14 protein-coding genes are annotated in these 22157 nt (G+C 59.0%); 4 read left to right on the top strand and 10 right to left on the bottom strand.

Annotated features, from left to right (window positions below):
* Nucleotides 1–30: 30 nt before the first annotated feature.
* The 3 genes from ACSHT2_RS27205 to ACSHT2_RS27215 are packed head-to-tail and all read right to left on the bottom strand — an operon-like array spanning nt 31 to nt 3279.
* Complete coding sequence (locus tag ACSHT2_RS27205; protein ID WP_440637743.1) at nt 31–1116, bottom strand: NAD-dependent epimerase/dehydratase family protein; 1086 nt, start codon at nt 1114–1116, stop codon at nt 31–33.
* A 41-nt stretch (nt 1117–1157) separates the two neighbouring features.
* A complete protein-coding gene (locus tag ACSHT2_RS27210) occupies nt 1158–2441 on the bottom strand; it encodes an ABC transporter ATP-binding protein (RefSeq protein WP_440637744.1) in 1284 nt (427 codons plus the stop codon).
* A gap of 13 nt (nt 2442–2454) precedes the next feature.
* Nucleotides 2455–3279 carry an ABC transporter permease gene (locus ACSHT2_RS27215; protein WP_440637745.1) on the bottom strand — a complete coding sequence of 275 codons (825 nt, stop codon included), beginning with the start codon at nt 3277–3279 and terminating at the stop codon, nt 2455–2457.
* Nucleotides 3280–3473: 194 nt separating this feature from the next.
* Between ACSHT2_RS27215 and ACSHT2_RS27220 the strand changes: the two genes are divergently transcribed.
* Nucleotides 3474–4670: a glycosyltransferase family 61 protein gene (locus ACSHT2_RS27220; protein ID WP_440637746.1), complete on the top strand. Its 1197-nt coding sequence runs from the start codon at nt 3474–3476 to the stop codon at nt 4668–4670.
* Nucleotides 4671–4679: 9 nt separating this feature from the next.
* Here the strand turns inward: ACSHT2_RS27220 and ACSHT2_RS27225 are convergent, their stop codons facing one another.
* Nucleotides 4680–5681 carry a methyltransferase gene (locus ACSHT2_RS27225; RefSeq protein WP_440637747.1) on the bottom strand — a complete coding sequence of 334 codons (1002 nt, stop codon included), beginning with the start codon at nt 5679–5681 and terminating at the stop codon, nt 4680–4682.
* A gap of 272 nt (nt 5682–5953) precedes the next feature.
* A complete protein-coding gene (locus tag ACSHT2_RS27230; RefSeq protein WP_440637748.1) occupies nt 5954–8665 on the bottom strand; it encodes an AMP-binding protein in 2712 nt (903 codons plus the stop codon).
* Nucleotides 8666–9176: 511 nt separating this feature from the next.
* On the opposite strand from ACSHT2_RS27230, the gene ACSHT2_RS27235 reads away from it, so the two are divergent.
* Complete coding sequence (locus ACSHT2_RS27235) at nt 9177–10589, top strand: hypothetical protein (protein ID WP_440637749.1); 1413 nt, start codon at nt 9177–9179, stop codon at nt 10587–10589.
* A gap of 135 nt (nt 10590–10724) precedes the next feature.
* Here the strand turns inward: ACSHT2_RS27235 and ACSHT2_RS27240 are convergent, their stop codons facing one another.
* The gene (locus tag ACSHT2_RS27240) at nt 10725–12164 is read right to left on the bottom strand and encodes a WcaI family glycosyltransferase (RefSeq protein ID WP_440637750.1); all 1440 of its coding nucleotides are present in this window, start codon (nt 12162–12164) and stop codon (nt 10725–10727) included.
* A gap of 597 nt (nt 12165–12761) precedes the next feature.
* Here ACSHT2_RS27240 and ACSHT2_RS27245 point away from each other — a divergent pair.
* Nucleotides 12762–15287, top strand: a complete 2526-nt coding sequence (locus ACSHT2_RS27245) for an Ig-like domain-containing protein (RefSeq protein ID WP_440637751.1) — start codon at nt 12762–12764, stop codon at nt 15285–15287.
* A 43-nt stretch (nt 15288–15330) separates the two neighbouring features.
* Here the strand turns inward: ACSHT2_RS27245 and ACSHT2_RS27250 are convergent, their stop codons facing one another.
* The 3 genes from ACSHT2_RS27250 to ACSHT2_RS27260 all read right to left on the bottom strand — a co-directional run bounded on the left by ACSHT2_RS27250 (nt 15331) and on the right by ACSHT2_RS27260 (nt 19910).
* On the bottom strand, nt 15331–16272 hold the full coding sequence (locus tag ACSHT2_RS27250; protein WP_440637752.1) for a hypothetical protein: 942 nt from the start codon (nt 16270–16272) through the stop codon (nt 15331–15333).
* A 296-nt stretch (nt 16273–16568) separates the two neighbouring features.
* Nucleotides 16569–17810: a hypothetical protein gene (locus ACSHT2_RS27255; RefSeq protein WP_440637754.1), complete on the bottom strand. Its 1242-nt coding sequence runs from the start codon at nt 17808–17810 to the stop codon at nt 16569–16571.
* 507 nt (nt 17811–18317) lie between these two features.
* Nucleotides 18318–19910, bottom strand: coding sequence for an undecaprenyl-phosphate glucose phosphotransferase (locus ACSHT2_RS27260; protein WP_440637755.1), 1593 nt, complete (start codon nt 19908–19910; stop codon nt 18318–18320).
* 135 nt (nt 19911–20045) lie between these two features.
* Here ACSHT2_RS27260 and ACSHT2_RS27265 point away from each other — a divergent pair, with 135 nt between their 5' ends.
* Entirely contained in the window at nt 20046–20279 is a 234-nt protein-coding gene (locus tag ACSHT2_RS27265; RefSeq protein ID WP_440637756.1) for a hypothetical protein, read from the top strand.
* 709 nt (nt 20280–20988) lie between these two features.
* Here ACSHT2_RS27265 and ACSHT2_RS27270 read toward each other — a convergent pair.
* Nucleotides 20989–21294, bottom strand: coding sequence for a hypothetical protein (locus ACSHT2_RS27270; protein ID WP_440637758.1), 306 nt, complete (start codon nt 21292–21294; stop codon nt 20989–20991).
* Between the last annotated feature and the right edge of the window lie 863 nt (nt 21295–22157).

The raw sequence follows: 22157 nt of genomic DNA on the forward strand, positions 1-22157 counted from the left end.
ACAACCAGAAGCTATAGGTGTTTGCACGAATTACGCAGCCAGCAGACCGGCGCTGGCAGCCCATTGCTCGGTTAGCGCCATTCCCCGGGCGAGGTCGAACGCCGGCTCATAGCCGAGCAGGCGCCTCGCCTTGTCGATCCGAATGTGCGTCCTGGAAGCAAGCAACGCGAGCGTCAATCCGTCTGGCAGAAACAACGGGAGATCGCCATTCGATGAAGATGATGAAAGTGTCTTTTGGGCCCATGCCTTGATGAAGCTTGGTGTGGCGCGCTTGGCCAATGCGCGAGGAATCCTCCGGATCAGAGACCGATTGCGTTGCTGGCTACGCCTCTCGAGCTCGAACTGCTGCTCGTCAAACTCAACGATTGTCGTCGTGCCGGCCATCTTCTCGAAAGCGCCGTAGAACTCCCGCCAGGTCACAGGTGCGGAGCCTGAGACGAGAAACATCTCGCCAACCGCGGCGTCGCTTTCCGCGGCGAGGAGGAGAGACGCAACCACATCGTCGACGTAAACCGCATTGCACAGGCCGGAGCCTCGGTTCGGCAGGGCAATCCGCGTCGTTCGCAAGTGGCGCAGAGGTTCCGCCGTCCAGGCTGTTCCGTACGGGCCGTAGACAATGGAAGGCTGAAGGATGGAGACGGGCAACCCGTGCGAACGATGCATGTCCAGCAGAAGCAGATCGATCTTTCGCTTGATGGCCGAATAAGGATCCTCGCTCGGCCTGAGAGGCGTATCTTCTGTCAAATCCTCATCGCGAGGATCTCCATAGGCGCACATACTGCTGACATGGACGAACCGGCGGCCACCACTCCGGTGAAACGCATCCGCAAGCACTTGAGTGCCCTCGAAATTCACGGCCTGCTGACCGAGGTCGCCGCCGAATCGATATGCCACGTGGAACACGACGTCGCATCCCTCGGCGGCGCGCGCCAGCGTGTCGGGCTTGTTGAGGTCGGCCTCGACGATTTCCACCGGCAGACTGGCGATACGAGAGCAGTGTCGTACATCCGAGGTCGCGGCGCGAACGGTCATGCCGCGGCTGACGAGCGCTTCAGTCAGCCTGCCGCCAATAAACCCGCTCGCTCCGGTGACCAACACACGATCGCTACGATGCATCGCGCTAGCAGCTCCCAGTAAGTGTCTACTTGAACGGTTCGTCAGTCTATCCGTTGCGCTGTGGCCATCGCCATGACGGCCCCTCCGAGATGTTCGGCGCCTATCTCTGCCGCCTCGGGACTCGTGACAATCTCAAAAGGAATCGCCTCCGGCATGTAGCTCTCGAACCCTCGTCCCGCCCCGAGATTGATGCCGAGAAAATACTGACCCGGCAGCAGGCGGAGGCCCTCGAACGTCACCCGGAACGTGTTGATTCCAGGTCGGACCGAAAGCTCCGTGTGGCTGCATCGGTTCATCCAGGTCGCGACTTCAAAGCCTCGCGTCTTGAAATCGAGGGCCATGTCGATCTTGGCGGTCGCCGGTGCAGCTTCAATCGAGAGCTCCACGGAGAAATCCTTTCCGTAGGGGACAGACCAGTCGTTCATGGACGGAGAGGGCGTTACCCTGAGAAGGCGGGCTTTCTTGGCGAACTCGGCCGACGGTGTCACTTTCGAGAGATCCACCACCGTTGGCATCGAGGGGCGGCTGCTCATGTAGGCGGAAACGATGGACCTCGTGTCGCCGATCTGGCGCACGCGCCCCTGTTCGAACAGAACGCCGCGCGTGCACAGCTTGAGAACCGTCTCCATGTTGTGGCTGACGAACAAGACGGTGCGTCCCCCGCTGCGGGAGACTTCGTCCATTTTTCCAAGACACTTCTTCTGGAACTCGGCGTCGCCGACTGCGAGCACTTCGTCGACGATGAGAATCTCCGGCTCGAGATGCGCAGCCACGGCAAAGGCGAGCCGTACGTACATGCCGGATGAGTAGTGCTTCACGGGAGTATCGAGGAATTTCTCGACTTCGGCAAAGGCGACGATCTCGTCGAACTTCCTGCGAATCTCGTTATGAGCCATGCCGAGCACGGCGCCGTTCAGGAAGATATTCTCGCGTCCGGTCAGTTCGGGATGGAAGCCCGTGCCGACCTCGAGGAGACTGGCAACCCGTCCGCTCAGGACGATGCGCCCCTTGGTCGGCTCTGTTATTCGGCTGAGGATTTTGAGCAGGGTGCTCTTGCCGGCGCCGTTGCGGCCGACGACACCGAGGACTTCTCCCTGCTTGACGGAGAAGCTGACGTCGGTCAGTGCGTGGAATTCCTCGATCTCGTCACCTTGGACAATCTGGCGGCCACGAAAGACGTCGGATGCCTTGCGTGCAAAATTCCGAACTTCCTGGTTGATGACGTCTCGGAGCGCCTTGTACTTGAAGCTGCCTGACGAGGCGTTCCGATGCCCGATGAGATAACTCTTGGATAAATTCTCGATCGTAATCGCGTCTTCGGCCATTGTTCTATTCTGCTCAGATCAGGTCTGCGAACGTTCTTTCCGAATTACGGAAGTAACGAATACCAAGCCACACGAAGAACGCCGATACAGCGATCCCGACGATCAAACCCGGCCAATACAGATCGCTCTGTCCGCGGAGGATGCACCAACGAAATCCGTTGATCACGCCGACCATCGGGTTGAGCGAATAGACGAGCCTCCATTGTTCGGGGATCACGCTGAAGCTGAACCCGACGGGGGAAACGTACAGGCCGAACTGTACGATGAAAGGAATGATGTAGCGAAAATCACGGTACTTCACGTTGAGAGACGTGATCCACAACGCCGGGCCGACGCTGGCGATGAAGGCCCAAACGGCGAAAACGGGAATCAGCAGCATTCGCCAGTCGGGCATAAAGCCATACCAGGCCATCAGCAGAAAAAGGATGCAGAAGCTGATGAGGAAATCGACGAACGCGACGACGATCGTGGCGATCGGCACGATCAACCGGGGGAAATAGACCTTGCTGATGAGCCGTTCATTGTTGACGAGGCTGGCGGAGGCTTCGCTGAGCGCCGAAGAGAAGAAGCTCCACGGCAGGATTCCGGCGAACACCATGAGAGCGTAGGGCGCGTCGCCGTCCGTCGGCAGCTTGGCGATGCGACTGAAGACGATGGTGAACACCACCATGGTCAGCAGGGGGCGGATCAGGGCCCACAGCACGCCGATGACGGTTTGCTTGTAACGCACCGCCAGGTCGCGCCAGGCCAGGACGTAAAAAAGCTCGCGGTAGCGCCAAAGATCGAGCCAATAGTGACGTTCACGCCGGCCGGCTTCTATGATTATCACGTCCTTCATGAAACCACCGACACCCGTTCGCCCGCCAGGCGCTTCTACGAGGTGAAATACACAAACGAAAAAGCTGTAACCAACACTGCGTTCGGTATATGGGCGCCACTATGCAAACTCAAGGAAAATCAGTACCTTATTTGAAGATAGTAAATCTGCTTGAGGCTTGCGCAATGCCTCTTGCACAAGCTGGCAGGTACGACGTGTCGCTCGACATTCCCTTCGCATCGGAGCCGCTGATTTACCTGAAGCGGCAATTGAAGAGGGTTCCCGCGGCTGTGCGGCTTGCCCGGCTATGCAAGGCGGCCGTTCGCCGCGCGCCGTGCTATGCGATGCGCATCGTCGGAACCGTTCTCTATCCGGTTCTCGGAGACCGCGGGCCGCTGCGTGGCTATCACGACAGCACATCCGATTATCTACGAGGCGGATGCGGGCAGTATGTCGCGCTGACGCAACACGCCGACGCGATGGTCCCGCCGGATCCGTTCCAGCCGAACCTCTTTGTCGCCGTTGTTCCCGGTGCGCGCGTGCTCTCCGAGAGCGGAGCCGTCATCGCGCCCGACCATCGGCTGCTGGCGGACGTCTCGTGGGCAGGGGACAAGGCCGCGTCGCAGCCGTGGGCGCATCCAGCCTTGCGCAAATTCGAGCTGCCACCGATTCAACATGTCGGCGGGCGCGTCGCGATCATCAATTCGATCCAGGCCGGCAATTATTACCACTGGATGTTCGACATCCTGCCACGCCTCGGGCTTTTGCAGCAAAGCGGCTTGACCGCCGACCGCTACATCATCAGCGCCACGACCGGTTTTCAGAGGGACACTCTGAAGCTGCTCGGACTACCGGATGATCGCCTGTCCGTTCCGGACGCCGGCACGCATATCAGAGCGGATGAGCTGGTCATTCCCTCCCTGTCCGGACCTGTTTTCAGCCTATCCCCGCAGCAGCATGCCTGCGCGTATTTGCGCTCCGCCTTCCTGCAAAAGGGCCGTTACCGCGAGCCGCATCGGGCGATCTACATCACGAGAGGGGACGCGACGCACCGCCGGGTGATCAACGAGGCGGAGATTTGCGACGACGTGGCCGCTCTCGGCTTTGAGGTCGTTTCCCTCAGCGGCGTCTCATTCTCCCGGCAGGTCGAGATGTTTGCCGAGGCAAAAATCATCGTCGGGCCCCACGGGGCAGGTTTCACGAACGCGGTGTTTTGCGATCCCGGCACTGTGCTCATCGAGTTCATGCCGACAGGGCGGGTCGTCGATTGCTTCGAGAGACTCGCCCGCATCGGCAGGCTGACCTATCACTCGCTCGTCTGCGCGGAAATCGATACGGACGGCAGACCGGTCACCAACGACCATGTTGTTGACAGGTCTGCGCTGAGGGATCTCATCGCTCGGTATGTCTAGGGAAGGCGCTCAGGTCTTGAAGAGGATGAGGCTTTCCGGAATTGGCGAGAGCGACCGCGTCTCTGCTCCTAGGAATCCGGCTTTCTTCGCCATGACATCGAGTTCGCTGGTTGTATAGGCGTCGCCGCTTGGCGTAGTGGCCAGCATCTGAAATGCGAACATAACTGGCACCGGAGGGGAGATGCGGTCCTCATTCGGGACGAAGTCGACGCCGATCACCTGCCCGTCAGAAGAAAGATTCTCCCTCACTTTGCTGAGCAATGAAATGCAGGTGTCGAAATCGAAATGGTGGAGGAAATTCGGAAGCAAGATGAGGTCGTAATCTCCACCCCAATCGAGTTCAAGCGCGTTGCCGGCGACCATCCGTATCCGATCAGCAACGCCCGCTTTTTCGGCATTAGTCTTCGCGACCGTCAGGACCTCAGCCCAGTCGATAGAAGTGACCAGGGCCTCCGGAAAAGCCTTCGCGACCTCGATCCCGTAAAGGCCATGTCCTGCTGCAATATCGAGAACAGTAAAGGGAGCCTCCCCCTGCGCGGAGAGATGCATTGCAACGCGTTTCGCGGCTGGCGCCGCAAATGGCATCATGGCCTTGGCGAAGCGCACCCATATTGGGCTGTCTGGAGCGACTTGCGCGAGGCCATCGGAGCCTCCGCGGAGAACATAGGCGGCAGGATCATTTAGAAAGAGGTCGAGCATCTCCGGCGCGGCCAAGAACTCGATGCTTCGACCCATTGCAAACGGCGAGGACTCATCGAGAAAAATCTTGGAAACATTGGTCGGGAGATAGTCAAGATCTTGTTTCTTGAGCAGGCCGAGAGTCACTAGATAGTCGCACAGAATTCGTAGGCCGCGAGTCGAGGCGCCCGTCTTGGAGGCAAGATGGTCGAGCGAGGCCTTCTCGGGGCCGATTGCCGTGAAGAGGTCGAGCTTCACGGCCGCGATAAGCGCCGCTGTCTTTCGATATGCCGTTGCAATGTCAAATACGGGATTGTCGGCCGGTTCAGTCATTTCTCGAATCCATGGTCACGAACGGGATGCAAAAGGCGCCGCAAGATATCGCCCGGCTCGTGATCCCAGAGATCGAGCTTTACGAAGTGCGCGCTGCCTTTGCTTTGAGAGGCGATGGCTCAGGCTAGAGGCCCCATGGTCGTCCGGCACGCCCTCCAGCAGTGGTCTCGCCCATATGTAGGAATTGGTGTCGATGCGGCGAACGCGACGCGGCGTGAGATCTTTCGCGTCAGCCGAAATGCCATTCGTGCAAATGGCTGATATCGAAGACATCATGCTTTGTGCAAGTCCCGAAGTCGCTCCTTCAAAGCATCGGCAATTCGCGCAAGGTTTGCGGGATCTTTGATCGCATCGAAATGATCACCAGTTAACTTTATTGTGACGACATCGCGAGTGATTCTACGCCATGGCGACGCGCCGTAGTCAGCGGCAAAGTAGATTACGGGTACTGCAAGCGGCTCGGGCGCATAATTCGAGATTTCTTGTACGTCGGGGGACCAGTCGTCAGTGCTCGTATTGAAGATCTGCGCTATTCGAGATTCCGACAAGGTTGGGATCCTCGTCCCAGCAGTAAGCTGATCGCGGTCTCCAGAGGAGAGCTTCCGAATTTTGCGCGCAGCGTAGGCTAACCGTTGCGAGATCGAGACCTTCCACGGTCTATCGAGCAGCGTGAATTTGAACCAAACGAATGCTGCCCAACGGTCGACGGCGGATCCGGCAATCGGACGTGCGAGACGGATCGCCGATAGGACTAGTTGAACATATCGGCGCGCGCCGACTGTCGGCGGGTCGATCATCCCCACGAACTCGACCGTTTCGCCTTCGGACGTGAGCGCGCGTGCGACCTCGAAGGCGACAAGCGATGCACTGCAATAGCCGGATAGCCGGTACGGCCCGTTTGGCTGGGCCTCTCGGATCAAACGTAGCCGATCGGCGGCAAGCGTCGGAACAGGCAGGGGCGAGCGCTCCTTGCCGAGGTCGTGAGGATCGATGACGAAGAGCGGCTGGTCCGGTCCCAACAGGTTTGCCAGACGAGATACATAGAAGCCACCGTTGTAGTCGCCGTGAAGATGGATGATGGGCGTTGCGGTGCCCTGCGGATTCAGCTTGGTGACCGAGTCGGCTCTTGCGGTCTGCGCTGAGAGCCTTTGCGCGATCTGCCGTATCGTTCGAGCCTCGAAGAGGACGGACGGAGGGACGGTTTGTCCGGTCAGTCGCTCGACTTCGGACAACATTTCCACGGCCAGCAGAGAGTCGCCGCCCTTGTCGAAGAAATCGTCGTCGAGAGCGACCGGCGCCGTTTGCAACAACCGCTCCCACACGCTCACCAGCTGAGCAGCAAGCATGGCGTCCACGCCATCGGTGCCGGTTGGCACGGGCGCAGTGTTGACAGACTTCGCGCCGGCCTGCTGCTCGTTCGCTTCGAACCAGGCGCCCATCTGCCGCCGCACGACCTTGCCGGTCGTCCCCTTCGGCAACTGATCGCACATGACAATCCGCCGCGGCACCTTGAAGGACGCAACCTGGTCCTGCAGATACCTGCGCAATTCGACGGGCGTTGCCGCCATCCCGGGCCGCAACACGACGGCTGCGGCGACATCCTGGCCGAGGCGGGGATGAGGCACGGGAAAGGCGATGGCTTCGGCCACCGCCGGGTGGCGCATGAGCGCGTCGTCGATCTCCAGCGGGGAAATCTTTTCGCCGCCGCGATTGATCACGTCGCTGAAGCGGCCATGGAGCGTCAGGAAGCCGTCTTCGTCGATGCTACCGAGATCCCCAGTCCGAAACCAGCCGTTGGAGAAGGATGCGCCATTGAGCTCGGGTGCGTCGAGATATCCGGAAATCAGCGTGGGGCCGCCGACCAGTACTTCGCCCTGCTGGCCCGGACCGAGGTCCTCGCCATCCTCGCCGACGATCCTGACGATGCCGGGCCAGGGCCGGCCGCAGGTGCCGGGTTTTGCCTGGCCTGGCTGCGGGAGGTTTGCGGCGATCTGCGCGGCCTCGCTGGACCCGTAGTGCTCCACCACGGGCACGTTCAGCACGTCGTGCAGTCCCTGGAGGACGTTCTCCGGCAGCGGCGCGCCGCCGGACAGGATGAAGCGCAGGGCATGTCGTCTGGCGGCATTTGTCTCGGTGCGCACCTGATCGAGGACCATGCGGTGCAGCGTCGGGCCGGCCGAATACCAGGTCGGCTTGAGGTCCTCGAACCACTCGGAAAAACGGAAGCGAGACCCGTCGGCCGGAAATACGACGGTACCTCCGCTGAGCAGCGGGGTGAGAACGGTGACCTTCAGGCCGTGAGAATAGAATGGCGGGCTCGCGCTCAGGCAGCGGTCCTGCGGCGTCAGCTTGAACCACGATTGATTTCGCGCCGCGGCTGCAAGCATGTTGCGATGGCTGAACGGGATCAGCTTGGGCTCTGCCGCCGATCCGGAGGTCTGGAGGATGAAGGCCGGGGATTCCGGATCCGGGCCATCGGCCAGGCTTGCGCCGGGCTCCGACGAAGCCTGCCCGGCACCGATCTGCATAGCGATGCGGGTGCGCTCGATCGTCGCTTCGATGATGGGGATCCCCAGCCGCTCGGCTGCCGTGCGTGCAGTGGAACTGTCGTTGCTGGCGAGGATGACGGCGGACGGCTTCAGCTTCACGAAGCTCGCCTCGACCTCGCTGAGCGTTTGTTTCGGATTGACCGGGATGCTGACGGCCGCGCAAGACACGGCGACGATCGCCAACGCCGCACTGATGTTGTCCGGCATTGCGACTGCGATCCTGGCGTCTCGCCCGAGACCTGCGGCGCGCAGGGCGACACGGGTCTGGTCGATCAAGATCTGCAGTTCGCGATATGTCAGCGGCTGGAAGCCGGTCGATACGATAGCCGGGTGATCGGGCTGCGTCGCCGCGAGGAGCCGGATGGCATCGCCTATCGTCGTATGCTGCGGTTGAACGGCTTTGGCGTAATCGCCAATGGTCGTCGAAATATTCATAGTCACCGCCAAATGGACAAAACTATCTAGGTTTTCTTGTAGTCGAGTTTCCCGACATTTCAAACAACCAATCGCCGGGCATGATTAATTGGCGGGCAGAAAACAGAGTGATTTCATGGAGTTGTAGATCCATCCTGTTCCACGAGCCTCGTCAGACGGCTCCGCTATGCAGTTGTCGCTGGAACATTCTTGGGCGCGGCCTCGGCGCAGAATGCGGTAGCCGGCACGGTCCTCGAGCCGACGGGCGGCGACCGCGCCGGCGTACCGATCCGACATCGAAGGTCCGCTTGCAGCGTGTCATTGATGCAAAGAAAAAATGACATGCGCGGACCGGTGGCCGTACCTTTCAAAGAAGGCAAGCGCTGCGCTATGGTCCGCCGTCATGCTTAATCGACGCAATCTTCTGGCCGGCGCAGCGCTGGGGCTCGGCCTCGGCGTTCCCTTGACGATAGCTTTTGTCCGGAAAGACGCGCGACTGACCGGAGGATTCGATCTCTCCGGGATTCTCCCCATGGATGCGGTCACCGGAGTGACGTGGACCGCCTGTGGTGCCCTTGCCGCATTGACCGCGAAATGGCTGAGTGGTCCTCTGTTCGACGTCATTGATCGCGGTGGGGACACCCGCACGATCCATGCGATCGATGGCTATCCGGATATCAAGACGTTTGCTGCCCTGGCTGGCGTGGATCCGAGAACCGGCATAGGCGGGCTGCTGTGCTCGAAGGTCTATGATCAGAGCGGAAGGGGCTGCGATTTTACTCAGGCAACGCCTGCAAACCAGCCGGGTGTCTGGCTGATAGAGGGGAAAATCTACTTCGGCTTTGGCGGGGTTCTGTCCCAGAAAGCGCTGTCGCTTCCCGCTCAATTCTTCAATGTCAGCGAAAGGGTACCTGTCAACAACCGATCCTCGTCGGTCTACGCGATCATCAAGCCTTACTGCTCCAACGCCGGATGGGTGACGGACAGAGGGAGTCCGGCGATCTACGCCGGCGCATCGATGTTTTCGCACGGGCCTGCCAATGGAATTGGTGTCGTCGACTTTTCGAAGTTTTCCGGCCCATCGATCGCGGCTCCAGTCACCGTTCAAAGATCGATCTACAGCCATATTCTTGGGGCGGATGCGTCGCAGGTTTCGCTGAATGGCGCGGTTGGCACTGCCGGTCCGCTGGCCGCCGCGACGGCCATGGGGGGGCGTATCGGATTTCAGCCGGGCCTGCCGTTTTCGACGGCATTTTCGGGGCGCATGCAGGGGGTCATGATGTCGTCGACTCCCCTTTCTGCGGCACAGGACACCGCAGTCAAAGGCGCCCTCTACAAATATGGGGACATCCGAAGCGCGTTGCCGTCCGCCATCGGGAAGGTCAATATCCTCATCGACGGAGCAAGCTTCGATCAGGGCCAGGGAGGCGATCCTGCGGGCAAGTATGGCACGCAGAATGGCGGCGGCTACGGTTGGCCAGAGATGCTCATGGATCAACTCGATGGCCTTGATATACAGTGGAACAATATCGCCGCCAGTGGCAACCGGATTGCGAACTGCACATCCACTTACGGTTCAGACGGGCATCTTTGCTTCAATTCCTCCGCTGCAAAGAACATTCTGGTGGGCCCAAACTCTGCGGTCGGCAATACGATCAACGACGGCAAGACTGGCGCACAGGCCTACGCCGACTTCCTGTCTTGGCTCGCTGTGGTGCGCGCCGACAAATGGGATCGCATTATCACCTACACGTTCTCAGGACCCGCTGGCGATCCGGAACAGGATTATACAGATTTGATGATGGCGAACGCAGAGGCAAACCGCGTTACAATTGTCGTCATGCCCTCAATCACGCCTAATCCGTTTGACGGGCATCCCGGAATTTCGGGTTACCAGATGATGGCATCGGCGATGAGGTCTATTCTGTCCCCGCTGCTCGCTTGAAGAGGCGGCGTCCCGTGGGCGGCTCACGACGAGCCGATGGCGTAGCCGGTCTGCGCCGACCAACTGAGAGGGGACGGATTCTCTTTTTGCACTGTCAAAACCGTGGCGCGATGCTCATCGCCGGACTGTCCCGCGCTAGCGAGCGTTGCGGTTCTTGGCATTGAGGGGAGCCAGCTCCGGCGCCGTAGGGGAAGGTCCTTGCCGCCTTTGATGCTGGGCCAGCATTGTCCGCTCCACCGCGGAGATGATGGTCGCTCTGTCCCAACGCGCGACTGCTATGCTGCGGGCCTCTTCACCGAGAGAACGACACAGAGCCGCATCCCCGGCCAAGGTAACGATGGCTTCTGCGAGGCCGCCGGCGTCTCCTGGGGGAATGACCATTCCTCCCTGGCCAATCTCCTCGGCGAGGCCGGTCCCGGGGTTTGCCATGACTACAACGGGTCTGCCGGAAGCAAGTATGCCGCCGAGCTTCGACGGAAGCACCAAATCGGCGGCCTCGGCCTTTTGCGGAATCAAATGAACGTCCGCGGCCCTCAGCAGTTCAGCAAAGTTTTCTGCCGACTGTAAGCCTAGAAAGCTTACGTTCGTTAAGCCACTGGCCAACTGCTGAAGTTGGTCCTTTTGCGGGCCATCCCCGCACAGGATGAATCGAATGTTCGAATTGGCTTTGCCCACGGAGCGCGCAGCGTCGATGATCAGGTCCAAACCCTGCTTGTTCGACATGGTGCCAGAATAGAGACAAACGAAATGCGAGGGATCAAGAGCCAGAACATCCTTGCGGAAACGCGGACACGCCTGGCCCGGCGAAATCTTCCGAACGTCAGTCCAGTTGCGGATTTCCCGAACTTTCTCCTTCTCGACGCCCTTGGTGATCAGCCTGTGCAGCATCTGAGGCGAAATCGTTGATACGCTATCGAACGATCGCAGTATTAGCCGCTCCATCGCGACCATGGGAGCCCTTAGCCGCCGGTTGTGCAGGAGACCGAGATCGAACGCCGCGTCGACCTCGAAATCCTGCAAATGAAGCCAAGAGAATGCACCGAGGCGAGCTGCGATCCAGGCAGGAACGGCGGCGGACATCAGGGAAGGCGCTACAGCGAAAACAACGTCTGGTCGCCAGCGGATCGCCGACGAGACTACCGGCCACATACTCGCGAGCGCAAAAGAAGCATGATGGATCAGCCGTTTCGCGCCGGTTGGAACGCCCGGAGTATAGATTGGTGTTCGCGTTACCGAAACACCGTTGATGGTCTCCGACCGGTAGCGAAGGCCGCGATATGCTTCCGGAACACGCCATTCAGGGTAGTACGGAGGAGCCGTGACGACGCGAACGTCGTGGCCACGCGCTGCAAGGTCCTCGCAGAGCTCTGTATTATATTTCGCGACACCAATGAGATCGGGGGCGTAATTAATACCGACCAGGAGAATTCGCATCTGAGAAAAAAACTCCAAAAAGCATCCATCAGCGGCGCCTTGCGCCGTTGTTGGCCGTTCTGAAAAAAAGGCTGCTAATGACCTCGCGGAGCAGCCTGCGCGAGGGTAAGCGATCGATATCTTGACCGGTTTTGCCAGCAATGCGGGCCGCACTATTGGCAGTATTAATTCCTGTTCAAATACCGTTAACAACAGCCTCGAGAAAGCAAGATCAAGTTAGCACAGTTGATTACAAACCTACTATAGGGCTCAGTATCAACCTTAATAAGCCCGCCGACGTCGCGCCACGAAAATCGACGGTGTGCGGCCCCGTAAATCCGCGGTGAAGACCCGGCAAATTCGCATCTTGAAGTAGAATTGTCCTGCGTTCTTCCGCGCTACGTTAAAATTGGTCCATCTTCGCGCGTGGGAAGCGACGGCAGATCCGAATTGCCTGAGTGGAAGCATCAGTCGGTCAGCGAATTCGGTGATGTCGCGTCTGGGCACGGCTGCGTGCCCGACAAACCTGGCCTCCAGGCGATCAAATTCGCGCGCATCGAGTTGCCGTTCTCACGATTGCAAACAAGGGGATTTCGGCAATCTGCCGGATGATGAGCGGACGCTCGCGATGGATGCGCGCCGTCTAACTCATCCCTAAAGCTTTAGGTTTTCCCGCAGCCGTATTTTCATTTGGCTCGCTTAATCCGTTTGCGTCCGAGGCTTGGGAATTCCCAGGCGCGAAACGAACGGAGATGTGTCTTGCGGCGCACTGGGAATTCTTCGAGCAGGACGAGCACCAAGAATTCGAGCATCTCGCCCCCGAGCATTACGTCGATATCGCCTGATACAAACGTGATCGGGGACGGAATAACGGACGCCAACGTCTTGCAGATTGGAGGCGTCGCTGCCGCCAACAGCACCATCAAGGTCTACGACGGTGGAACGCTCATCGGGACGGTCGTCGCAAACTCGAACGGCAGTTGGAGCTTTACGTCGGGCGTCCTCATGGATGGCCAGCACAGTTTTTCCGCAAGAAGCTCGCTTTTCGGCATTACGAGCGCCAGCTCCAGTGCCAAGAGCATCACCGTGGATACGGTGGCTCCCGCCGCCCCGGTCATTACCGACGAACACCTGACCGGCACCAACCAGATCACGCTCTCCGGCACGGCTGAGGCAAACAGCAAGCTCATCATCTACGATGGTGACGTACAGCTCGGCAGTACGACTGTGGCGAGCAATGGATCTTGGACCTACACAAGCGGAGCGCTGTCGAGTGGCGCGCAACAGTTCACGGTGACGGCGACGGATGCCGCCGGAAACGTCAGCGTGGTCTCCCAACCCGTCAGTGTAACGATCGGAACGCAGCCCACGGACACCGACAGCTCTATCGATGCTCCAGCGCAGGCTGCGTTGCAGAGTTTCAGCCACATGGTGTTCGACGACGAGTTCAATTCGACCAGCTCGATCGATATGTCGAACTCCCACGCCGCAGGTTACGACTGGTACCTCCAGAACTGGTTTTCCACGGGTGCGACAAACGCCGACAACGTGACGATCTCGAACGGGGCTCTCAAGCTCGGTGGCGGGACGGGAGGCGCCTCGCTTGTCTCGGCCTTCGCGAATTCAGATGGCGGCTATACAGGCACCGTGTTCGGCAGCGGTGCCTACATGGAGGCGAGTATCAAATTCGATCCTTCAGCGGGAGGGAGCGCGACGTCGTGGCCGGCATTCTGGGGACTTTCGATTGAGCACATCATCGACCCGGGTGCCACGGGTGTCTCCCAGGCGGCCGGGCAGGCGGAGGGCTACACGCACTACGCCGAAGTCGACATCATGGAGTACATGAATGGGCTCAGCTCCGGCCAGTATCTGGGTACAATCCACGATTGGTCGGGAACGTACAGCACCACAGACGGCTGGCAGATCAACATCGCGAACTACGGAAACTCATTCATCAACGTCGGGGCTATCGATTGGAGTGCCTATCACAGCTACGGGCTCCTCTGGGTACCTCAGTCGGGCAATACGCCGGGGCATGCGACCTGGTACTTCGATGGCAAAGCGATGTCGTCGGTCTACTGGCTCGCGCCAACGACTACGACTGCAGCATTGGCTGGATCCGACAGCGGTTCGCTTACCCCGTCATCGAGCGCCAGCGCCACGTCCACCTACTCCATTCTCGACAGCCAGCAGCTCGCGTTGTCGCTTCAGACCGATTCAAGCTGGCCGATGTATGTGGATTGGGTGCGCGTGTGGCAATCGGACAGCTCGAGCATCAAGCTGGTCGCGCCGATGATCACCTCATTTTCCGATAGCGGCGTTGTGGGCGACGGAATAACCAGCGTCAAGGCGTTGGTGTTGACCGGTACGGCGGCCGCCAACAGCATTGAGATGATCTACGACGGAACGACGTGGCTGGGTACCGCGGCTGCGGATGCCAACGGTGTATGGAAATTCACGACCGCCGATCTCGCCGACGGCACGCACAACTTTGTTGCAACGGCAACGGACTCCGCTGGAAATGCCAGTACGGCGTCGACAGCCCTAAGTGTCACGGTGGACACCGCGGCTCCGTCGGTCTCGCTTTACAATGAGTCCTTCTCGAGCGGGAAATTGACGCTGACCGGTACCAGCTCTCAGTTCGGCGACAAGATTTCGATTTACGACGGTTCGACTTTGCTGGGATCTACGACCACCGGCAGCGACGGCACATGGAGCTTCGCCAGCACCAACGTGTCAAGCAGCATCCATACGTATACGGTCACGGCGACGGATGCCGCCGGCAATGTCGGATCCACCAGCGATCGTGCAATCCTGGGGACCTCGGGCGCAAATTCGCTCGTGGGCACCAATGGGTTCGATATCATCGTTGGCAACGGGGGCAACGACATATTCACCGGCGGCGCCGGCGGAGATTTGATGTTCGCAGGATCTGGCAAGGATACGTTCATCTTCAAGGCCGCTTCCGATTCGACGCCAGCCAGCAACGCAGTCATCGTCGGATTCGACCACGTCAACGATACAATTCAGTTTTCGGGCATCAGCGGAATCAACGGCAGCAACGGCATTCCGCTGTTCCAGGGGCAACTGACCGGGACCGGCAATCTCACCCTGAATGCCAATAGCGTTGCCTATCTTGAGACTGGAGGAAATACCGTGGTGCTGGTCAATACCACGAATGCGGCCCAGATTGTGAGCGCGCAGGACACTTATGCCGCGAATATGGAGATTGCGCTGACCGGCACCCATCTCGGATTGACGAGCAGCGATTTTCTTCTCGCATGACGGATGGCAGGACAAATTTTTGACTGCCGTCGCGCTCTATGGATCACGAAAGGCGAGGCATAAACCTCTTGGCCAGTCGTCCAAGTAGACCGTATGCGGGGATCAACGAACGTAACAAAAGCTTGCTCCGTACGTGCTTTTCGTATGCGTCGAGGATCGGGAATTTGTTCGCGCCGTTCCTGACGAGCGTCGCTAGAAATGGCTTGTCGGCAGGCAGGTGGAGAAGCGCTGCGTTCCTGACATCCTTGAACGTGGCCTGCTTGTTGAATGTCCGAGACGACCACCAGCGGGCGACGTGACCTGAGGCTCCGTAATCGGCCACGCGGTGTTTCTCCGAGTAGAGGTTTAATGCGGCGGACAGCACCATCTCGTCACCGAGATGATGCACGGCACCGATGTTCGCGACGTATCGCGGCCAACATTCGTTGATGAATTCGGCCAGTACGCGGAATTGGTCGGCGCTGCCCATGACAAATTCGCCGCCATACCATCGTCCATCCGGCAAGCCCTTCCCGGCCAGAATCTCCAGATCTCGAACAACGACGTCTCTTCCGTACCGAGGGAAAATCTGGTCTGAAATTTCATATGCCGACAAGTGCTCCGACACAGGCAACGACCGCAAGGGAAGCGTGTCTATGTCGATCAGCGCAACGTACTTGCCGAAATCTCCACTGGCGAATGCATTGCAGAGTTCGAGTTTGAAATGTGCGGAGTAAAAGGGAACTCCAGCCGGGACGGATAGCGTGAACCGATATTCCAGAACCTGGAGGCTCGAGATGGATAGGCTCAGCAGCCTCTCAGTCAGCAGTGTCCTGTTGTTTGTAATGAGCGTGAAGCTGACACCGAGGTCCCGGAGCAATCGACTGCAGTTCGCGGCGCAAAGGAGATAAATATCGATCGTCTTCTGCCTGCTGCTGATGTTGACGTGCCGATCGTTCTCCGGATCGAAGTAAAGCAGCCCGTAGATCTTTACTTCCGGGGGCATTGGCTAGATCCGAGATACGATAGGCAGTAAAAATTGATATGCGAGCTCGGCGACTGGGATTCTGTACCGGCGCTTGGTCGGGCCGGCAAGGTGGCCGATCGCGAGGTCGTGTCTAAATCCTGGCCACGGCACCCCGGATACGGTTGCTGCGGATGAGCAATGATTGCGACGCTGCGATACTGCACGGAATTCGATGCCATCCGATCGGATATTGTCGCGGGAACCGTTCAACCCGTCAGAGCCGCTTCCGGTGATCCGGAGCGAGTTGGTCTTCGGTCTTGTGCTAAGATCGAAAATCATAGGTGCTTCTGCAATCGTAGGCCGTTGCCTTCACTATCACCGAAACGTCGGCCAACTAAAAGGCCGAGTAACATCAAGGACGTAGCGCCCATAACGAAAGCCGCTCCGCCGAGGACCGCTGCTCCGCCGTAGCTGGCGGGTGCGAGGAGGGCGGAGACTACTGCCGCAACAATTACGGCGGGTCCCTCCAGCCAGAACAACCAACGGAGCTGTCTGGCGAAGGATGGATCGGGCGCGATCAGCGCGAAAACGAGATTCTGCACGAGATAAACTGCCGAAAAAATAGCGAGGGCGATCGAATCGCCGGGACCGAGTGCTACGGCTCCGGCTGTCCAGGCATCGAAGACATCCGGTCCCAGAAGCTGATAGAGGGCAATTGTGCCAGTTGCGGTTGCTGCCGCTACTCCGAGACCCATGCGCGTCCAGAACCGTCTCGACCGTTCGTCCTGAGTGCGAATGGCCGTGCCGATTCGAAGCATCAGGATCGGAATCGCGATCGTCAGTCCACCGCTGATCAAACCGAGCAATCGGAGCCCAAGCCCGACGGGAGCGATTGCATTTGAAAGACCTAGTAAGGCCAAAAGCGCCAATAGCGCCTGGAGCTTGCAGTAGGATGCCACCTCGTACCCCAGTCCGAAGACACCCACGCCAATGAGTTGGCGTGCGCACGCGTAAAAATCGGCAAAGGAGGGAACTCTCGTCAAATCAAACCGTGGGCCAAGCGAGACCGTCGCGGCGAGAGGAGGGAGCAGCACGCCAAGATAAAACGCCACTACAAAGCCGCTCGCGGTTGGATGCGTCCTAGCCAGGATGTAGGTGGTGCCAAGGCTTATCAATGTGCCGATCATATTCAGCACATTGAACTGTGCTATCCGGTCAGTCGCATGAAATACCTTCTCGGACAGGCCGAAGACAATCGTTGTTGCGTTACAGATTATTGCTGTGGCCAGGGGCGCACCAACCAAGCTCTTCGAGAGCCCGAGATTGAGGATCAGGAGGGTCAACGCAACTGAGGCAAGAGCCCCCAGCAGGGCAAGAATGTAGGCGGTCTTGATGAATAGCTTCGATGCCTCAGCGGTCGGCGCTGAGCGAACGAGAAGCACGGGTAAAGAGGTGTGCATTCCGCACAAAGTGAGGTTGAACCAGCTCACGAATGCGATTGCGAGCATCTGCTCCCGCAAGCCATCTGCGCCCAGCGCGCTTGAGATCAATGCAACACTGACGACTTGGTTGAACAATCCAAGCGCCTTGGAGGCAACCCCGGCAGCCGCCGCCGTGATCGACCGGATGACGACTCCACGGTGATCGTGTCGAGAATCTCTCTTCATCAGCGGCTAAGGGACCGGAATGATGCTCCCGGTCGACCGAGAATGGCGGCGTTGCGCATCAGATGGCTAACTCAATGGTGGACACAGTGGCTCACGGATTGATGCAGGCGTGTTTTTACTCGCTTGTCCAGCATGCGAGTGGTCGCAGCTTTCCGAACTTCGCAGCCTCAAGGGCAGGGTGTTGTCAATTTCGGGATAAGCTCCCACGTCACCCAGCTGCGACGATTGCATGAGATCAGCAATACCGGTCTTTGGGGCGAGCAGATGGAATCTGCCGATGCTGAAGGCGTCGCAAAGGCATGTCGCTTACTTGACACCTTTGATGGCCACGCATCGTGACGCTAGCACAGGGTTGGCGGCAGACGCCCGCAAACCTCTTATCAACCCTAATTGGACGATGCGATTCGTCGGCACGCTTCAGTATGCTCCGTCCTGCCACAGAGCGACAACCGTCGTTCGTAGCACGATCTTGAGGTCGAGCCAGGGGCTCCAATTGTTGATGTACCAGAGGTCATATTCTACGCGTTGTTTCATCTGATCGATCTGGCGAGTCTCGCCGCGGCAGCCGTTGACTTGGGCCCATCCTGTCAGCCCCGGCTTGACGTGATGGCGAAAGGCGTAATTGGCGATCAGCTTTTCGTACTCGGAGTTGTGGGAGGTCGCGTGGGGGCGTGGCCCCACGAGAGACATGTCGCCGTAGATGACATTGAGCAGTTGCGGGAGCTCATCGATGCTCGATTTCCTGAGCAATCGGCCAAGCCGGGTGATACGCGGATCGTTGCGTGTTGCTTGCTTGACGACCGCGCCATCCTCCAGAACGTGCATGGTCCTAAACTTGAGGATGTCAAAAGTTCGTCCGTTGAAGCCGTCGCGCTTCTGCCGGAAGAAGACTGGGCCACGGGAATCCAGCTTGATGAGGACGGCCGTCAGCAGCATCAAAGGCAGGAACGTCAGGAGGCCGATCATCGCAAACGAGAGGTCGAACCAGCGTTTGGCGGCGAGCTCGACGCGAGTGAGCGGCGTTCGCTTGAGCACTGCAGTCCACGTCGTGCCGACGTTGGCGACGGGGTAGCTCAAGAACCTCGCGGCGCTGCTATCGGGAACAAGATGGACGGAAATCGGCAGCACTGCGAGCGCATCCAGGATGCCGTCGATTGTTCGGTCGTTGCGCCACCGCAGCAGCAGGTAGACGTCTTCGATCCCCTCATTCCTCGCGACCTCGACAATGTCGCAAAGCTTCGATTGGAGCGACCTGGTGATGCCGGGTGCAGCAATCTCCTCCCGGGAGATTTCGAAGGTCTTCACCGGGACATAACCGTACGACAGGAGTTCTGCGAGCGGTCGTGACGAGCTGCTCTGGTCATGTTCCGCGATAACGATGATCCGCTTTTTGGCGAACAGGCCGTTCGACAGCGAGCGCGCGATGAATTTCGCGGCGATCTGGCGCGAGCACAGTAGCGCGCCGAGACCGCCCACGAAGAAGAGGATCACTGCGCCGCGGGAAAAGTCGCTGCTGATCTTCATCATAAACGCCACTGCGGCGAGCAACGCGAAGATGCCCGACCAGATGACGATCGTCTCCCTCGCCTGCTTCGAGAACCGCATGAGCACTTTGAGGCGATAATTCCGCCGTGCTGTCATGAGCGCTGCGAAATTGACGCTCACGATAAGTCCCATACCTGCATAGGGAAGCGCTGCGGCGATGTGGCCGTCCGTCAGCGCATAGTACATTGTGCTGCAGACGAGGCTGGTCATCACGATCAGGATGAAGTCGACCATCGCGACCGTGGCTTCGATGAAGCTGGGTTGCGGCAAGTGATGCCAAGCGCGCCGGGGAACATCCCGGCGAGGCTTCGGAGCGTCCAAATACGGCTTGCGCTCCTCCTGCGAAGGCAACAGCAACAAACGCGGCGCTTTACTCATAATGAGCCCGACCCCGGGAAAAAAATATCGACTTGCTGAAATAACCTGCGGTGGCTTGTAGCAGGTATTTTCATCTTTTCTCAACAAGTTAGCTTTTTAGAAATTTAGTGGCGATTCGTAAGCGGTATTTTGACACCGGGATCCGGCTAGGTTAGAGAAACCTTTGACATTCCCTGGAATCTTCTATGTGGTGAACAGGACGTGAGCACGGGGGAGCTGGTGATGGTTCGCAAGTTCAGCATGGTTTGTGGCTTTGCGCTGCTGGCGAGCGTGAGTTCTGCGTTTGCGCTTGGTCCCGTGGTCCGATCTGACGCCGTCCAGGCTGACGTCCACGATGTGTCGTTTTTCGGCCGGCCGTACCCCTACGGATACACCGGCTGGGGTCCTTGCATCCGCTATGTTGAAGTTCAGACCCGCCATGGCATCAAGCTGCGCCGCGTCCGGGTTTGCCGCTAAACGCCGGGCACTCCAGTCGGCGTGACCACGGGTATAGCCCCTTTCGGGCTTGAGGCGTGCTACCTTCAGCCTTGACTGTCAGCCGGGCGCTTGCGTGGTGACGCGACCTCACCAAACATTCTCCTTGAAATTGTGCAGATCGGGAATCACTCTGTCTTAAATGTCATCTAAGACGTTGGGGACAGAGATGACCGTCAGCTCACTGGTTTGGGGTGGAATAGGCGTTTGGATAGGAATTAATTGCCTGGTGGCAACGCGGTTGCTCGCGCGCCGGCAATCACATGCGCAAATCTCTGCGCCCCAAGTGGCGGGATTCTTGCGCATTGTTCGCTAGTCTGCAGATTTGGCAGCGGGTCGAGCTTGCCTTCGGGAGCGGCCAGGTATTGTGTTTTGCCTTGGAACGCGAATTCGGTCGGTGCGTTAAACAGGCTGGGTTTATATCATGCGCAAGACCGCTCTCTTTTCCTCACTGATTTTCTGCGCCCTCGCTTTGTCCGGGGCCGCGAACGCGCAATCAGCGACGGGCGGTACCCGCGACACGGCCGCGCCTACGTTGGTGATTCCAAGCTCTCCCCCCACGACCGGGACGAGCAGGCCAACTCCCAACGTTTACCGACAGTATCCGCCGGGCGCCAGCCGTCCACGAAGTCTTCAGCCGATCTATCGATATCCCTATCGACATCAGCAGCGCTACAGATAGCCGCAGCGCTCAGTTTTTCGTGGCTGCCGCGTCGTTCATTTTCGTGGACGTTGCGTCGGTGCCGGCTCGGGCCGGAGGGGGCACATCGCCGTTCTTCCCCATGCAGTCCTGGAAATAGGCCTGTCGATCGCCGCTCATCGGAACGGCTCCGGGGCGTTTGTAGGGATACAGCGTGTAGGCGTAGCGAAGGCATCGCTTGGCAACCTCCGCGGTTGGTGCGGCGTGCGCCGCTGTGAAGCTCATGGCGACAACAGCCAGAGACATCAGTGCCAGGCTCGCGGCTCGTCTCGTCTTTGATGGGCGCGTCGTGTGCATCTGGCGTCTTCCAACCTTGGTCTGCCATGAAATTCGGCTCCGACCTGGAGCGCCGATCGTGCCGTGACGACGCTACTTGCGCCTGTTTCGGTTGTCCATGGATGCGTAAGCGGGCGGAACGTCGATCAGCCCACTGACTAAACATTGCCGGCCAGGCAGAATTCGGCCGCCTCGTCGTCTCGCTTCGGTCGGCGATGACGAAATGCGTGCGTGGGCGCTCGGGAGCGGCTATTCTGGTCAACTATGAAGGTCGTAGACGAACCCTTGGGTTTTGCATTTCGGGAGGTCGTTGTGAAAAAGCGAAGTATTCTCGGTATGATTTTGGCTGCCGCTTTGTTGAGTTCTGCCCCCTTTTCCGTCGATTGGTCTTTCGCAAGCGGCGGTCCGCTCTCCCTGACAGTGGGCACCGCGTCCGCTGCCGAGCTGGCGATGCCTGCGCGCAGGGGCGCCTATCACACCCGGTATCACCAGTCCCGTTTGTACGTCCCCTACTGCGATGGCCCCTATGTCGGGTCGGGCTGGAATGGTGGTACCTATTGGGGCGGTCCATGGATGGACCTTTCCTGCTATGGACGACCTGCCGCGGAACCAGTCTTGCAGGTCAGAGGCTGATCGGCAGCTTCTCAAGATCGCATGAAATGGCGCGTTCGGGACGGGCGGCCCGTCCTTGCTTTTGTCGATGAGCAGACGGCGCCGGCGGCAGACCGGTCGTCGGCGGCGCGGGCCACCAGGTTACGAGGCCCGGAAGCGGCTGCAGACGGGTCCAGGCCCCGTAAAATTGCGTGCCCGGTTAGCCACAAGTTTACCAAACTGATGGGATCACCTACTTCCCACTACGACATGTTGAGATTCGGCAGAATACG

The sequence above is a fragment of the Bradyrhizobium sp. PUT101 genome (assembly GCF_052043945.1).
Lineage (GTDB): Bacteria > Pseudomonadota > Alphaproteobacteria > Rhizobiales > Xanthobacteraceae > Bradyrhizobium.

Coding starts and splice junctions, on each gene's coding strand:
- ACSHT2_RS27235 (WP_440637749.1), top strand. CDS start 9,177: ATGGATGCGGTCACCGGAGTGACGTGGACCGCCTGTGGTGCCCTTGCC.
- ACSHT2_RS27270 (WP_440637758.1), bottom strand. CDS start 21,294: ATGCACACGACGCGCCCATCAAAGACGAGACGAGCCGCGAGCCTGGCA.
- ACSHT2_RS27225 (WP_440637747.1), bottom strand. CDS start 5,681: ATGACTGAACCGGCCGACAATCCCGTATTTGACATTGCAACGGCATAT.
- ACSHT2_RS27230 (WP_440637748.1), bottom strand. CDS start 8,665: ATGAATATTTCGACGACCATTGGCGATTACGCCAAAGCCGTTCAACCG.
- ACSHT2_RS27265 (WP_440637756.1), top strand. CDS start 20,046: ATGGTTCGCAAGTTCAGCATGGTTTGTGGCTTTGCGCTGCTGGCGAGC.
- ACSHT2_RS27205 (WP_440637743.1), bottom strand. CDS start 1,116: ATGCATCGTAGCGATCGTGTGTTGGTCACCGGAGCGAGCGGGTTTATT.
- ACSHT2_RS27215 (WP_440637745.1), bottom strand. CDS start 3,279: ATGAAGGACGTGATAATCATAGAAGCCGGCCGGCGTGAACGTCACTAT.
- ACSHT2_RS27210 (WP_440637744.1), bottom strand. CDS start 2,441: ATGGCCGAAGACGCGATTACGATCGAGAATTTATCCAAGAGTTATCTC.
- ACSHT2_RS27250 (WP_440637752.1), bottom strand. CDS start 16,272: ATGCCCCCGGAAGTAAAGATCTACGGGCTGCTTTACTTCGATCCGGAG.